Origin of the sequence: Paractinoplanes deccanensis (genome assembly GCF_016862115.1) — a bacterium.
Classification (GTDB): Bacteria; Actinomycetota; Actinomycetes; order Mycobacteriales; family Micromonosporaceae; genus Actinoplanes; species Actinoplanes deccanensis.
This window is the reverse complement of sequence record NZ_BOMI01000098.1, coordinates 59,091-73,127: the sequence shown is the minus strand read 5'-3', so window position 1 is coordinate 73,127 and position 14,037 is coordinate 59,091. Positions and strand designations below refer to the sequence as shown.

General features: G+C 70.1%; 12 protein-coding genes and 1 pseudogene. 11 read left to right on the top strand and 2 right to left on the bottom strand.

The window, feature by feature from the left end; genetic code table 11:
* Positions 1-200: 200 nt before the first annotated feature.
* Positions 201-632 (bottom strand): hypothetical protein, encoded by a 432-nt coding sequence (locus tag Ade02nite_RS25285; protein WP_203768784.1) that lies wholly within the window; start codon positions 630-632, stop codon positions 201-203.
* A 157-nt stretch (positions 633-789) separates the two neighbouring features.
* Between Ade02nite_RS25285 and Ade02nite_RS25280 the strand changes: the two genes are divergently transcribed.
* From Ade02nite_RS25280 to Ade02nite_RS25265, 4 genes are all read left to right on the top strand, one after another.
* Entirely contained in the window at positions 790-1,329 is a 540-nt protein-coding gene (locus tag Ade02nite_RS25280) for a hypothetical protein (RefSeq protein ID WP_203768782.1), read from the top strand.
* Between the two features lie 228 nt (positions 1,330-1,557).
* Positions 1,558-2,367 carry a succinate dehydrogenase subunit SdhC gene (sdhC, locus tag Ade02nite_RS25275; protein WP_203768780.1) on the top strand — a complete coding sequence of 270 codons (810 nt, stop codon included), beginning with the start codon at positions 1,558-1,560 and terminating at the stop codon, positions 2,365-2,367.
* A 14-nt stretch (positions 2,368-2,381) separates the two neighbouring features.
* Positions 2,382-4,337: a fumarate reductase/succinate dehydrogenase flavoprotein subunit gene (locus tag Ade02nite_RS25270; RefSeq protein ID WP_203768779.1), complete on the top strand. Its 1,956-nt coding sequence runs from the start codon at positions 2,382-2,384 to the stop codon at positions 4,335-4,337.
* The gene (locus Ade02nite_RS25265) at positions 4,337-5,359 is read left to right on the top strand and encodes a succinate dehydrogenase/fumarate reductase iron-sulfur subunit (RefSeq protein WP_203768777.1); all 1,023 of its coding nucleotides are present in this window, start codon (positions 4,337-4,339) and stop codon (positions 5,357-5,359) included. The genes Ade02nite_RS25270 and Ade02nite_RS25265 overlap by 1 nt, the downstream gene beginning before the upstream one ends.
* A 7-nt stretch (positions 5,360-5,366) precedes the next feature.
* On the opposite strand, the gene Ade02nite_RS25260 is transcribed toward Ade02nite_RS25265, so the two are convergent.
* Entirely contained in the window at positions 5,367-6,098 is a 732-nt protein-coding gene (locus tag Ade02nite_RS25260) for a TetR/AcrR family transcriptional regulator (protein WP_203768769.1), read from the bottom strand.
* 88 nt (positions 6,099-6,186) lie between these two features.
* Between Ade02nite_RS25260 and Ade02nite_RS25255 the strand changes: the two genes are divergently transcribed.
* The 7 genes and pseudogenes from Ade02nite_RS25255 to Ade02nite_RS25225 all read left to right on the top strand — a co-directional run bounded on the left by Ade02nite_RS25255 (position 6,187) and on the right by Ade02nite_RS25225 (position 13,973).
* The gene (locus Ade02nite_RS25255) at positions 6,187-7,836 is read left to right on the top strand and encodes an MFS transporter (RefSeq protein WP_203768767.1); all 1,650 of its coding nucleotides are present in this window, start codon (positions 6,187-6,189) and stop codon (positions 7,834-7,836) included.
* Between the two features lie 185 nt (positions 7,837-8,021).
* Complete coding sequence (locus Ade02nite_RS25250; protein ID WP_203768765.1) at positions 8,022-8,666, top strand: alpha-ketoglutarate-dependent dioxygenase AlkB; 645 nt, start codon at positions 8,022-8,024, stop codon at positions 8,664-8,666.
* A gap of 602 nt (positions 8,667-9,268) precedes the next feature.
* Entirely contained in the window at positions 9,269-10,009 is a 741-nt protein-coding gene (locus Ade02nite_RS25245) for an ABC transporter ATP-binding protein (RefSeq protein ID WP_203768763.1), read from the top strand.
* A 65-nt stretch (positions 10,010-10,074) separates the two neighbouring features.
* A pseudogene (locus Ade02nite_RS25240) lies at positions 10,075-10,710 on the top strand (ABC transporter ATP-binding protein); the annotation flags it as partial.
* Position 10,711: 1 nt separating this feature from the next.
* Positions 10,712-11,590 (top strand): branched-chain amino acid ABC transporter permease, encoded by an 879-nt coding sequence (locus Ade02nite_RS25235; protein ID WP_203768759.1) that lies wholly within the window; start codon positions 10,712-10,714, stop codon positions 11,588-11,590.
* Between the two features lie 43 nt (positions 11,591-11,633).
* Positions 11,634-12,665 carry a branched-chain amino acid ABC transporter permease gene (locus tag Ade02nite_RS25230; protein WP_203768757.1) on the top strand — a complete coding sequence of 344 codons (1,032 nt, stop codon included), beginning with the start codon at positions 11,634-11,636 and terminating at the stop codon, positions 12,663-12,665.
* A gap of 39 nt (positions 12,666-12,704) precedes the next feature.
* Complete coding sequence (locus Ade02nite_RS25225) at positions 12,705-13,973, top strand: ABC transporter substrate-binding protein (protein ID WP_203768807.1); 1,269 nt, start codon at positions 12,705-12,707, stop codon at positions 13,971-13,973.
* Positions 13,974-14,037: the final 64 nt, after the last annotated feature.

Sequence of the window (14,037 nt, the reverse complement as noted above, 5' to 3'; positions counted from 1 at the left end):
GGACTCCACCGGCCCGCCGCGCTGCCCCACCCCGACCCGCTCGACTCGATCGCCGTGCTACCCGGCCGGCCTTGGTCGAGCCGCCAGGGCAGTCGCGCAGCGCCGCCTGCCACGCCGGTCTTCGTCCGGGCGGACCCGGCGAGGTCACCGCGCGCCGGCTCCCTGCCGGGTCCGGGCCTGGCGGCTGCATATCGGGGCTTTCACCGGAGGGCGGCACATTGACCGGCGTGTTTCACTGAGCCGGTGAGCGACTCGTCGCGCGACCCGGATCGAGACGACGCCTTCGGCGCGCGCCGGCCCGACGGCGGCGACGGCCCGCCGGGGGCGGGCGACCCTTCCATCGCGGCCGTCCCCGTGTCCGAGCCGGACACCTCCTGGTCGCCGGCCACCACGAGCTCATCGTCCTTCCCTGTCTCGCCGGCCGGAAGCTCCTCCTCGACCGGCGAATCCCCGGCCAACCCCTCCTTGACCGGCCCGGCGTCGACCTCCGAGTCCTCGACCGGCGGCTCCTCGCCCAGCCCTTCCCCTGGCGGGTCGTGGCCCGGCTCCTCCAGCACCTCATCTGCTGATGCCTCGTCCATCGGCGGCGACCCGGCCACTGCCGGATCACCCTCCACCGGATCACCCTCCACCGGATCACCCTCTGCCGGCTCGCCCTCTGGCAGTCCCGCGTCAGGCGGTCCTGCGCCTGGCGGTCCTGCGCCTGGCGGTCCTGCGCCTGGCGGTCCTGCGGCTGGGGGCGCGGCGGCTGCGCCCGGTGGGCCGGGTTCGGGGCGTGATCGGCGGCGGATGTTCGGGCTCGGCCCGGTGAAGGGCGGCCCCGCGGACGCGCGGCAGCGCCGGCGGCGGCAGTGGTTCGTGGCCGCGATCTCGGCCGGGGCGGCGATCATCGTGATCGCGATCTGTGCCGGGGCGCTCGCTGTCGTCGACGCGATCGACGGCGTACGGGATCAGGCCTCGGACGCCCGTGAGGCGCGGCAGGTGCGCGACGAACGCTGCCTCGAACTGGAACGGCGCCTCAACAAGCTGGTGCCGCCCGGCTCGACCACCACGCCCGCCGCCCGGGCCGCCGCCATCCGCAACGAGAACGCCGCCGCGCGGATCTATCTAGGCGAGTTGCCCGGCGGCGACCAGGACGACTGGCGGCAGCTGCTCGACGCCCGCGGCGTCTACGCCGAGGCGCTCGACCGGCAGGCCAAGACCAACGTGCCGGCCTTCTACGTCGCCCCGCGCACCGAGGCGGGCGAGGCCGTCACCGACGATCTCGTGGACGCGTCCCCGGCCACCTGCGCGGGCTCGATCCGGCGGCTGGCCACGCCGGAACTCTGACCACGCCCGAATTGTCCCATCAGGACCCGCAAACTCAAGATCCATTAACGCTTTCGAGCGTATCGATGTGATCGGGGTCGACATTTGTGATCCATACCGCATCCCTGAGCGCGAAACTGTCTGACCCCAGGCGTAACGTGTGCCACACATCACGGAAGCACAGCGGCTGCCGAGGCTCCTCGCTCGTTGACAGCCGGGTCACAAGGACAGGCTTGATCAGGAGATCGAATGACGACGACGGCAACGAGGCCGGGCGCGGGCCGATCACGCGCGGCCATCACGGCGAAGACGTTGCGTACCGACCGATGGTGGTTCCCACCGCTCGTCACCTTCGTCGGCCTGGCCGCGTGGGTCACCTACGCGACCGTTCGCGTCTTCATGCACAAGTGGTACTTCGTCGAGGCATACCACTACCTCACGCCGTTCTACTCACCGTGCATCACCGACCGGTGCGTTCCCGAGGCGGCCCTGTTCGGCACGCCGCTGCCGAGCTTCTGGCTGATCCCCGAGGCCGCGTTCACCCTGCCGTTCCTGCTGCTGTTCCGCCTGACCTGCTACTACTACCGCAAGGCCTACTACCGCGCCTTCTGGCTCTCCCCGCCGGCCTGCGCCGTGCCCGACGGACACGCCAGATACACAGGTGAGACGCGGTTCCCGCTGATCTTCCAGAACGCCCACCGATACGCGTTCTACGCCGCCGTCATCATCTCGGTGATCAACACCTGGGACGCGATCATCGCGTTCCACAGCCCCGGCGGCGGCTTCGGGTTCGGGCTCGGCAACGTCATCCTCGTCGGCAACGTCGTGATGCTCTGGGCCTACACGTTGTCCTGCCACTCCTGCCGGCACATCGCCGGCGGCCGGCTCAAGCACTTCTCCAAGCACCCGGTGCGCTATCGCTTCTGGACCTTCGTGTCCAAGCTGAACACGCGCCACATGCAACTGGCATGGATCACCCTGGGCACGCTCGCGGTCACCGACTTCTACGTCATGGCGGTGTCGGCCGAGTGGTTCTCCGACCTGCGGTTCGTCGGCTAGGGGGCGGCACACACATGAGCACTCGCATCGAGCGACACCACTACGACGTCGTCGTGATCGGCGCCGGTGGCGCGGGCCTGCGCGCGGCGATCGAGGCGCGGCTGGCCGGCAAGCGCACGGCGATCATCTCCAAGTCGTTGTTCGGCAAGGCCCACACGGTGATGGCCGAGGGTGGCGCCGCCGCGGCGATGGGCAACGTCAACAGCCGCGACAACTGGATGGTGCACTTCCGCGACACCATGCGCGGCGGCAAGTTCCTCAACAACTTCCGCATGGCCGAGCTGCACGCCAAGGAGGCCCCGGAACGCATCTGGGAGCTGGAGACCTACGGCGCGCTCTTCGACCGTACGAAGGACGGCAAGATATCCCAGCGCAACTTCGGCGGCCACGAGTACCCACGCCTGGCGCACGTCGGCGACCGCACGGGGCTGGAGCTCATCCGTACGCTCCAGCAAAAGATCGTGTCCCTGCAGCAGGAGGACTTCGCCGAGACCGGCAACTACGACTCGCGGATCCGCGTCTTCGCCGAGACGACCATCACCGAGCTGCTGCTCGACGGTGACCGCGTCGCCGGCGCCTTCGGCTACTACCGCGAGTCCGGCGAGTTCATCCTGCTCGAGGCCCCGGCGGTGGTGCTCGCGACCGGCGGCGTCGGCCGCAGCTACAAGGTCACGTCAAACTCGTGGGAGTACACGGGCGACGGTCACGCGCTCGCGCTGCGCGCCGGCGCGACGCTGATCAACATGGAGTTCCTCCAGTTCCACCCGACCGGCATGGTCTGGCCGCCCAGCGTCAAGGGCATCCTGGTCACCGAGTCGGTCCGCGGTGACGGCGGGGTGCTGCGCAACTCCGAGGGCAAGCGGTTCATGTTCGACTACGTGCCCGACGTGTTCCGCAAGCAATACGCCGAGACCGAGGAGGAGGCCGACCGCTGGTACGAGGACCCGGACAACAACCGCAGGCCGCCCGAGCTGCTTCCCCGTGACGAGGTCGCGCGCGCGATCAACTCGGAGGTCAAGGCGGGCCGGGGCACGCCCGCGGGCGGCGTCTACCTCGACGTCTCCACCCGCATGCCGGCCGAGGTGATCACCCGGCGGCTCCCGTCGATGTACCACCAGTTCAAGGAGCTGGCCGACGTCGACATCACCAAGGAGCCGATGGAGGTCGGGCCGACCTGCCACTACGTGATGGGTGGCGTCGAGGTCGACCCCGACTCCGGCGCGGCGCTCGGCACGGTCGCGGGCCTGTTCGCCGCGGGCGAGGTGTCGGGCGGCATGCACGGGTCCAACCGGCTGGGCGGCAACTCGCTGTCCGACCTGCTGGTCTTCGGCAAGCGGGCCGGCGAGCACGCCGCGGCGTACGCGGACTCGCTGACCCAGAAGCCCCGGGTGCACACTCCCGACGTCGAGGCCGCGGTGACGACAGCCCTCGCGCCGCTCGAGCGGCAGAGCGGCGAGAACCCGTACACCCTGCAACAGGATCTCCAGGCGGTGATGGGTGACCTTGTCGGCATCATCAGGCGCGCGGGCGAGCTGACCGACGCGCTCAAGCGGCTCCAGGACCTCAAGCAGCGGGTGGCCAACGTGGGCGCGACCGGCGGCCGGCGCTACAACCCCGGCTGGCACCTGGCGCTCGACCTGCGCAACATGCTGGTCGTCTCGGAGTGCACGGCCAAGGCCGCCCTCGAACGCGAGGAGTCGCGCGGCGGGCACACCCGCGAGGACTTCCCCGGCATGAACCCGCAGTGGCGCCAGGTCAACCTGGTCTGCTCGCTCGACAAGACCGGCGACGTGCACCTCGAACGCAAGGCCCTGCCCACGATGCGCGACGAGCTCATCCGGCTCTTCGACCGCAGTGAGCTGGCGAAATACCTGACCGACGACGAGCTGAGCCAGTTCGACGCGGCTTCCGGCGAGGCCCGCATACCGGGCGCGCGCACCGACGCTCAGAGCAAGACGGAGGCGAAGTAATGGGCACCAAGCGCCACTTCCGCGTCTGGCGCGGCGACTCGTCCGGCGGGGAGATCCAGGACTTCGACGTCGAGGTGAACGACGGCGAGGTCGTGCTCGACATCATCCACCGGCTCCAGGCCACCCAGACGCCCGACCTGGCCTGCCGGTGGAACTGCAAGGCCGGCAAGTGCGGCTCCTGCTCGATGGAGATCAACGGCAAGCCGCGGCTGGGGTGCATGACCCGCATGTCCACCTTCGAGGAGGACGAGACGGTCACCATCACCCCGCTGCGCACCTTCCCGATCATCCGCGACCTGGTCACCGACGTGTCCTTCAACTACGAGAAGGCCCGCGAGACCCCCGCCTTCGCGCCCCCGCCCGGCGTGGCACCGGGCGACTACCGGATGCAGCAGGTCGACGTCGAGCGGAGCCAGGAGTTCCGCAAGTGCATCGAGTGCTACCTCTGCCAGAACACGTGCCACGTGGTGCGTGATCACGAGGAGAACAAGGCCGCGTTCTCCGGCCCGCGCTACTTCATCCGCGCCGCCGAGCTCGACATGCACCCGCTCGACGACCGCGGCGACCGCAAGCAATACGCGCAGGCACACCAGGGCCTCGGCTACTGCAACATCACCAAGTGCTGCACCGAGGTCTGCCCCGAGCACATCAAGATCACCGACAACGCGATCATCCCGATGAAGGAGCGCGTGGTGGACCGTCGATACGACCCCCTGGTCTGGCTCGGCCGCAAGATCTTCCGCCGCGACGAGCTGGAACCCGCCACCTCGATGGCCCCGAGCACCTCGACCGGGGTGACCGACGTGGCCTCGGGCACCACCCAGTTCTCCACGGCTCGCATGCCCGAGGGCCCGCCGGTCCGCGAGGACGGCAAGATGGACGTCAGCGAGGTGTCGCTGCCCACGCAGGGTGGCCCGTCTCCGTTCGGCGACGACCTGTCCTTCCCGCTGACACCGGGCGAGGTGACCTACCACCGCCCCGCCGACAAGGCGGACTCGGGGTCGGACCCTTACGCGCACTGACCGGCGATCAGTTCTTCTCCAGCCACAGCTCCAGGCCGTCCAGCAGCCGCTCCAGGCCGAAGGCGAACCCTTCGTCCAGGAGCTGCTGCTGGTCCCGGCCGAACACGTTGGCTTCCTTGCGCCACTGGTCGTAGGCCGGATGCTCGGCGACCATCTTGTCGACCCACGGTTTCATCTGCTCGGCCAGGTCGGCCATCTCCAGGCCGCTGCGCTTGATCGCCGCGTGGGCCGCCGCCTCGGTGGTCGCCGATCCGATCGCGTGCGCGTTGATCATGGCGCTGGCGTGTGACACGGCCATGCCCGTGAAGCCGGCGTTCGTCAGCAGCAGCACGATCCGCTCGCCGAACCGCATCGCGTTGGGCCCCAGGGTCGGGTGGGTGCCGAGCAGGCCGATCACCCAGGAGTGGCGCACCAGCGCGGCGCGCATGCCGTTCGCCCACACCGACACGCCGACGCGCCAGCTCGTGTCGCCGGGCTCCGGCACGTAGACCTCGCCGAGCACCTCGTCGAGGGCGAGCTCGAGCAGCTCGTCCTTGTTCGCGACGTGCCAGTAGAGCGATGTCGCGCCGGCGTTCAGCTTGGTGCCGAGCCGCCGCATGCTCAGCCCGGCCGCCCCCTCGGCATCCAAGATCTCGATAGCCGTACGAAGGATCTGGTCACGGCTCAGCGCCGGCTGCCCGGTCTTGGCGCGTGACGGCCGCAGCCAGACCGAATTGGTGAACGCGTCGGGCTTCGGCATGCCCCCATCCTAACGACTCTCGCACACTGTTCGAGATCGATGGTACGGTGTTCGAGCAGATCGCACAGTGTTCGAAAAATGGGGTGTCATGGGGGACCGCAATCCGCGCCGCTGGCTGATCCTCGGCGTGCTCTGCCTGAGCCTGCTCGTCGTCGTGATCGACAACATGGTGCTCAACATCGCCATCCCATCGCTGATCCGCGACCTGGGCGCGAGCTCCGCCGACATCCAGTGGATCATCGACGCGTACATCCTGGTCTTCGCCGGCCTGCTGCTCACCGCGGGCAGCCTCTCCGACCGGCACGGCCGCCGCCGCGGCCTGGTCATCTTCGGCGGCGCGTCCGTGCTGGCCACCATCTGCCAGACGCCCGGTCAGCTGATCGCGGTGCGCGGCCTGATGGGCGTCGGCGCGGCGTTCCTCATGCCGGGCACGCTGTCGATCCTGACCACGGTCTTCGACGAGACCGAGCGCAAGAAGGCCATCGCCATCTGGAGCTCCGTGCTGATGCTGGGCTCGCTGGGCGCCCCGACGCTCGGCGGCCTGCTGCTCGAGCACTTCTGGTGGGGCTCGGTCTTCCTGATGAACGTGCCGATCGCGATCCTGGGCATCGTGGCCGCCCTGGCGATCATCCCGGAGTCACGCGGCCGCGCCGCACGCCCCGACCTGCTCGGCGCGCTGTTCTCCACGATCGGCATGACGGCCCTGGTCTGGGGCATCATCCGGGCGGCACAGGACGGCTGGTCAGCGACGACCACGATCGGCGGTTTCGTCGTCGCGGCCATCGGCGTCGGTGCCTTCGCCCTGTGGGAGCGGCGGGTCAGCGAGCCGATGCTGCCGTTGTCGCTGTTCCGCGACCGCAACTTCGGCGGCGCGAGCCTGTCGATCGTCCTGCTGTCGTTCTCGGCCGGCGGGGTGTTGCTGGCGCTGACCCAATACCTCCAGTTCGTCCTCGGGTACGGGCCGATGAAGGCCGGCCTGGCCTTCATCCCGCTGCTGGTCACGGCGGTGGTCTTCAACGGCATCGGCGTCGCGGTCGACAAGCGCCTCGGCACGCGGGTGGCCCTGTCGGCGGGCCTGCTGCTGATGGCGTGCGGGTTCGGGGCGCTCGCCGCACTGTCCCCCGGCGACGGATACGGGCACCTGGCCCTGGCCCTCGTGCTGATCGGCGCGGGCAGCGGCACGGCGGGACCGGCGGCCTACGGAACGCTGCTGGGCGCCCTGCCACCGGACCGAGTCGGCGTCGGATCGGCGGTCAACGACACGGTGCAGCAGGTCGGCACGGCCCTGAGCGTGGCGGTGCTGGGCAGCGTCCTGACGGCGGCCTACCGCTCCGCGATGCCGCCCGACGCGACCGAGGAGGCCCGCCGCTCGATCGGCGACGCCCTGCGCGTCGCGGCCTCGACGGGCGACGCGGGCCTGGCCCGCCTGGCCCAGAACTCCTTCGTGGACGCCATCGCGGCAACCGCCCTCGTCGGCGTCATCGGCGGCATCCTGGCCGCGATCGTCGCGGCGGCCGTGTTGCGCCCGAAGGCGGCCCTTTCGCCGGCTGACGGCGCTCAGGGTGAGGCCACTCTTGCCGGGTCCGCACCTGCCGAGCCCGCTGCCGCCGAGCCCGCGCCTGCCGAGCCCGCTTCAGCCCGGCTCACTCCCGCCGGGCCCACTTCCGCCGGGCCTATCCCTTCCTCGACCACGACTTCCTCCACCAAGGCGCCCTCGACCTCTACTCCTGCGCCTTAGCCGACGCGCCGAGGGGCGGAATCCGGCGGCCTCCTCTTTCCCCTGGCAGGCACCTCAGCCGCGCTCGCCCGCCCCTCCGCGCGCCCAGCCTTTCACCCCTACCCCTTCGGACCGGATAAATCGGGCAGGCTCTCGTTATCCACAGGCTTGAAACGATCATCGAACATCCGTACTAAGATTGCCGCATGACCAGCACCTATCAGCCGTCGATGTTCGACCTAGCCGACGAGAGCGGCGGCCCGGCCACCGAGGCCGGGCCGCTCGCGGGGCGCCTCAAACGCCATCGGCTCACCGCCGGCGCGTGGGTCGACGTGCTGCCGGGCTGGCTTCAGGGCTCCGACGAGGTCTTCGAGACCCTGCTCGGCATCGACTGGCGCGCCGACCGCCGCCAGATGTATGACTCCGTCGTCGACGTCCCGCGCCTCCTGCGGTGGTACGGCGGCGACGAAGAGCTGCCCCACGCGGTCCTGACCGAGGCGAAAGCCCGGCTCAACGACCACTACGCCGCCGAGCTGGGCGAGGAGTTCGTGACCGCCGGCATGTGCCTCTACCGCGACGGCCGTGACAGCGTCGCCTGGCACGGCGACACGATCGGCCGCTCCGCCCGCCACGACACCATGGTCGCGATCGTCTCGTTCGGCTCACCGCGCAACCTCTCCCTGAGGCCCCGCGCGGGCGGCCACGAGACCCTGCGGTTCCCCCTGGGCCACGGCGACCTGATCGTCATGGGCGGCTCCTGCCAGCGCACCTGGGAGCACGCCATCCTCAAGACAGCGAAGGCCGTCGGCCCCCGCATCAGCGTCCAGTTCCGCCCCATCAACGTCGCCTGACGGAATCCTTCGCCCGGCCGCCCCGTCCACCCACCACCTGGCCCACGGCCACCTCACCCGCCCTTCGGCCCCAACCCGCCGCCCCTCACACACGGGTTCGCCCCGCCCGGCTGCCGACCTCTCCGCAAGCTCGCACGTCGGCCGTTTGCAGCTGGCGCCCGCGCCCATACCGCCACTTCGACCTTCACGCGAGCCCACCTCATCGCGTTGAGTCCTGCGCGACCGACGCGCCAAAGCCCGGCCTGACCAGCCGCCGCCCCGAGGCACGACCTCCCGCCGGCCCCGAGCACGACCACCCGCCGCCCCGCGGTTCGACCACCGGCCGAGCCTCGAATCGACCGGCCCGGCGGCCGGTGCGCGACCACTGCGCCAAGGCGCCGGCGGCTCGCGGATCGGGCGACTCGGGAAACGGCTCTTTGCGGGCGGCGCATCCTGCCCGGAAAAGCCGTTTGAAACAACATGGAAACAGCCGGTTGACGTGCCCGGCCAGAAAGTTACACTCCTAGTGTAAATAGTTGACCTTCACTTTCCACACAGGACGGTTGCCGCTCGCTGGGTGCCCGTCTGCGCAGGCCACTCTTCCGGTTCGAGCCGAGGTGACCATGGCAACGGATTCGTCAGCGCCTTCGACCGCGGATTCCTTATCTGCCGCGGATCGGGGGCTCACGCTCCATCACATAACTGTCCGCTTCGGCGGCCTGCTCGCCCTCGACGACGTGTCTCTTCGGGTGCCTCCCGGGCGGACCGTCGGCATCATCGGGCCCAACGGCGCCGGCAAGACCACGCTCTTCAACGTCATCTGCGGTTTCGTGGTGCCGCAGTCGGGGACCATCGCGCTCGACGGGCGGCCGTTCCGGCCACGGCCCCACCAGCTCACGGGGCGGGGCATCGCGCGCACGCTTCAGGGCGTCGGCCAGTTCAACGGCATGACCGTCCTCGAGAACGTGCTGGTCGGCGCCCGGTCGCGCAAGGCCGAGGAGGAGGCGTGGGCCGCGCTCGAACGCTGCGGCGTCGCCGAGCACGCCGCCGCGCTGCCCGCCTCGTTGCCGTACGCGAAACGCAAGCGGGTCGAGCTGGCCCGCGCCCTCGCCGCCAAGCCGCGCATCCTCATGCTCGACGAGCCGGCGGGCGGCCTCGACGCCGACGAGATCCGCTGGCTGGCCACGCTGATCCAGGAGGCCGACTGCACGGTCCTCCTGGTCGAGCACCACATGGATCTCGTCATGTCGGTCTGCGACGAGATCCTCGTGCTCGACTTCGGCAAGCCGATCGCCCTCGGCCCGCCCGCCGAGATCCGCACCGACCCAAAGGTCGCCGAGGCCTATCTGGGGGCGGCCGCATGAGCGCGCTGCTCGAGGTCGACGGCCTCACCGTCGGCTACGGGGCCGCGCCGGTACTGCACGATGTCAGCCTCACCGTCGAGCCGGGGCAGATCGTCGCGGTGCTCGGCGCGAACGGCGCCGGCAAGACGACGCTGCTTCGCGCGCTCTCCGGGCTGCTGCCGCCCACCCGCGGCCGCGTGGTCTTCGACGGCGCCGACCTTCGCGGGATCAGGGTCGAGCGCATGGTGCGGCACGGCATCGCGCACGTCCCCGAGGGCCGGGGCGTGGTCACCGAGCTCACCGTCGACGAAAATCTTCGCCTCGGCGGGCTCTGGCGCAAGCCGCAGCCGTCCCTTGCGCCGATCTACGAGCTGTTCCCGCGGCTCGCCGAGCGGCGCGGGCATCTCGGTCATCAGCTCTCCGGCGGCGAGCGGCAGATGCTGGCGCTCGGCCGGGCGCTCGCCGCGCAACCCCGGCTGCTGCTGCTCGACGAGCCCTCGCTGGGGCTGGCGCCGCGGGTCACCGCCCAGATCATGGCGCTGCTGCGCGACCTGCGCGACCGCACGGGGCTCGCCGTCCTGCTGGTCGAGCAGAACGTGCGCAGCGCGCTCTCCATCGCCGACCAGGGCATCGTGCTGTCGCTGGGCCGCATAGCCGCCCGCGACGACGCCGCGGCGCTCGCCGACGACGCCGATCTCCGGCATGCCTACCTGGGGTTCTGACATGGACCGTTTCCTCTTCCTCACCTTCGACGGGCTCAGCCGCGGCGCTGTGTACGCGGCGTTCGCGCTGGCCCTGGTGCTGATCTGGCGCGCCACCCGCATCGTCAACTTCGCGCAGGGTGCGATGGCCGTCGCGACCGCGTACGTCGGCTATTCGGTGGCCGACGCGACCGGCTCCTACTGGCTCGGTTTCGCCGTCGCGGTCCTCGCCGGGCTGCTGCTGGGCGCGGGCGTCGAGCGGGTGGTGATGCGCTTCGTCGACCATTCGTCACCGCTCAACGGCGTGGTGGTGGCGCTCGGGCTGGTGCTGATCATCCAGGGCGTGCTGGGCATGATCTACGGCAACGAGTTCCGGCCGGCCGAGGCGCCGTTCAGCAGGGACGCCTTCAACATCGGCGGCGTCGCCCTGTTGTCGCGCTACGACGTCTTCGTGTTCGCCGCGGTGGGCGCGGTGGTCGTGCTGCTCACGCTTCTTTTCACCCGTACGCCGACAGGTCTGCGCATGCGTGCCGCGGCGTTCGCGCCGGACGTGTCGCGCCTGCTCGGTGTGCCGGTCGGCGGCATGCTGACGCTCGGCTGGGCGCTGGCCGCCGCGGTCGGCTCGCTCGCCGGCATGCTCGTCATCCCCACCGAGCTGGGCCTGCACCCGACGGCGATGGACGTGCTGTTCATCTCGGCCTTCACCGCGGCGGTGCTGGGCGGCCTGGACAGCCCGATCGGCGCGGTCATCGGCGGCCTGATCGTCGGCCTGGTCCTCTCGTACATCAGCGGCTACCTCGGCGCCACGGTCGCGCCCATGGCGGTCCTGGCCCTGCTCGTGGTCGTCCTCCTCGGACGCCCGGACGGCCTGTTCGCCCGATCGAAAGCGAGGACGGCATGACCGCCTGCAGCGAGCGGCACGGCACGCCCGAGGAGGGCTCGGCATGACCGCGCTGAAAGACCGGGTGACCGCCCGGATGGTGGCGCCGGCCAGCCGGAGGCGTCTCAATCCCTACCTCGTCGTCGCGGTGGGCGCCGCCCTGGTCGTCGCTCTCACGTACACGTTGCCGCCTTTCCGCACCTATCAGCTCGCCACCATCGGGGCCTATCTGTGCGTCACGGCGGGCCTGACCGTCCTCACCGGACTGAACGGGCAGCTCTCGCTGGGGCACGGCGCGCTCATGGCGACCGGGGCCTACACGCTGGCGCTCTGGCAGAACAAGTTCAACCTGCTGGCCGTCGGCATCGTCGTGGCGATGCTGGTGACCACCGCCGCCGGGCTGATCATCGGGCTCGCGGCGGCCCGGCTGCGCGGCCCGTACCTGGCTGGCCTCACGCTGGCCGTCGCCGTGGTCGTACCGTCGATCACCAGCACGTTCGACGAGACGTTCAACAGCGACCAGGGCCTGTCCGTGGTGCTCAACCCGCCGCCCGAGTCGATGACCGTCGAGCAGTGGCAGGCCTGGCTCTGCTGGGCCGGCGCCCTCGTGACCGTGCTGGCGCTCGCGCTGATCACGCGCGGCCGGTTCGGGCGGGACATGCGCGCCGTGCGCGACGACGAGACGGCCGCGAAGCTCGCCGGCATCAGCATCGCGCGGACGCAGGTCTGGACCTTCGTGATCTCGGCTGCCTGTGCCGGGCTCGGCGGTGCCCTCTTCGCCGTGCTGGCCCAGAGCGTGTCGCCCGGCGCGTTCCCGCTGACCCTCTCGCTCTTCCTGCTGATGGCGATCGTGATCGGCGGGCTGGGCCGGTTGTCCGGCGCGCTGATCGGCGCCTTCCTGCTGGTGGCGCTGCCCGCGCTCGCGCACGAGATCGGCGAGGCCTCCGGATCGCAGCGGCTCGAGGGCAACCTCGCGCTCACGTTCTTCGGTGTCGTCCTGGTCGTGGTCATGCTCGCGGCCCCGGGCGGTCTCGCCTCCCTGAGAGTGCCGCGCTCGTGGCGGCCGTCCCACACAACCCGCAAGAAGAAGCACTGATCGACATCTTCCCGAGATCCCCGCGCAGAAAGGCCGATGATGAAACGCACCACCGCGCTCGTCCTCGCCGCCGTGCTGCTGGCCGCGGCCGGCTGCAGCAACTCGGACGACAGTAATGGCAGCAGCAGCGGCGCAAACACGCCGGGAGTGACCGACTCGGAGATCGTGGTGGGCACGCACATGCCGCTCACCGGCCCGGCGGCCGCCGGATACTCCAAGATCGCGCCGGCCACCAAGGCCTACTTCGACTACGTCAACGCGAACGGCGGCGTGCACGGCCGCAAGATCACTTACAAGATCATGGATGACGGGTACAACCCGGCGAACACCCAGCAGGTCGTGCGCCAGCTGGTGCTCCAGGACAAGGTCTTCGCGATCCTCAACGGCCTGGGCACCCCGACGCACACCGGCGTGCTCGACTTCCTCAAGACCAACCGGGTGCCCGACCTCTTCGTGGCCAGCGGCAGCCGCAGCTGGAACCAGCCGGACAAATATCCGGGCACCTTCGGCTTCAACCCCGACTACACCGTCGAGGGCAAGATCCTGGCCACGTACGTGAAGGAGGAGCACGCCGGCAAGAAGGTCTGCTTCCTCGGCCAGGACGACGACTTCGGCCGCGACAGCCTCGCCGGCATCGAGAAGGTTCTCGGCGCGGTCGCGGCGAAGCAGTCGTACGTCACGACCAACCCGAACGTCGGCCCGCAGGTCGGCGCCCTCAAGGCCGCGGGCTGCCAGGTCGTCATGCTCGCCACCGTGCCCGGCTTCACCGCGCTGACCATCGGCACCGGCGCCAAGCTCGGCTTCAAGCCGCAGTACGTGGTGAGCAACGTCGGCTCGGACCCGACCACGCTGGCCAAGACGCTCGGTGACGCGGCGCCGCTGCTGGAAGGCGTCGTGGCGGCCAACTACCTGCCGCTGGCCAACGACGCCGCGAACCCGTGGATCCAGCTCTACAGCAAGGTCAACAAGGAGTACAACGGCAACGCCGAGCTCGACAACAACGTCGTGTACGGCATGTCCGTGGCGTACCTCTTCGTGCAGTCGCTGCAGGCCGCGGGCAAGGACCTGACCCGCGAGGGCATCATCTCGGCCGTCGAGAAGGGCGGTTACACGGGGCCGGGCCTGGTGCCGGTGCGCTATTCGGCCGAGGATCATTCCGGGTACGCCGGCCAGCAGCTGACCAGGATCGCGGGCGGCAAGGCGGAGTACTTCGGCAAGCCGTACCGCACCGACGACGGCGACGGAGCGGTGGAGGTCTATGAGGCACCCGCGGTGACCCCGCCGCAGAACGGCATCCCCGCTGCCTAAGGTTGGCTGCGGCGGCAACTGCTCATTAATGTCTGCACATACAGTGCAAAAAGAGAACTGAGGA

Excerpts from the sequence above, each read along its gene's own strand:
- Ade02nite_RS25280 (WP_203768782.1), top strand. The coding sequence starts at position 790 with ATGTTCGGGCTCGGCCCGGTGAAGGGCGGCCCCGCGGACGCGCGGCAG.
- sdhC (WP_203768780.1), top strand. The coding sequence starts at position 1,558 with ATGACGACGACGGCAACGAGGCCGGGCGCGGGCCGATCACGCGCGGCC.
- Ade02nite_RS25270 (WP_203768779.1), top strand. The coding sequence starts at position 2,382 with ATGAGCACTCGCATCGAGCGACACCACTACGACGTCGTCGTGATCGGC.
- Ade02nite_RS25265 (WP_203768777.1), top strand. The coding sequence starts at position 4,337 with ATGGGCACCAAGCGCCACTTCCGCGTCTGGCGCGGCGACTCGTCCGGC.
- Ade02nite_RS25260 (WP_203768769.1), bottom strand. The coding sequence starts at position 6,098 with ATGCCGAAGCCCGACGCGTTCACCAATTCGGTCTGGCTGCGGCCGTCA.
- Ade02nite_RS25255 (WP_203768767.1), top strand. The coding sequence starts at position 6,187 with ATGGGGGACCGCAATCCGCGCCGCTGGCTGATCCTCGGCGTGCTCTGC.
- Ade02nite_RS25250 (WP_203768765.1), top strand. The coding sequence starts at position 8,022 with ATGACCAGCACCTATCAGCCGTCGATGTTCGACCTAGCCGACGAGAGC.
- Ade02nite_RS25245 (WP_203768763.1), top strand. The coding sequence starts at position 9,269 with ATGGCAACGGATTCGTCAGCGCCTTCGACCGCGGATTCCTTATCTGCC.
- Ade02nite_RS25235 (WP_203768759.1), top strand. The coding sequence starts at position 10,712 with ATGGACCGTTTCCTCTTCCTCACCTTCGACGGGCTCAGCCGCGGCGCT.
- Ade02nite_RS25230 (WP_203768757.1), top strand. The coding sequence starts at position 11,634 with ATGACCGCGCTGAAAGACCGGGTGACCGCCCGGATGGTGGCGCCGGCC.
- Ade02nite_RS25225 (WP_203768807.1), top strand. The coding sequence starts at position 12,705 with ATGAAACGCACCACCGCGCTCGTCCTCGCCGCCGTGCTGCTGGCCGCG.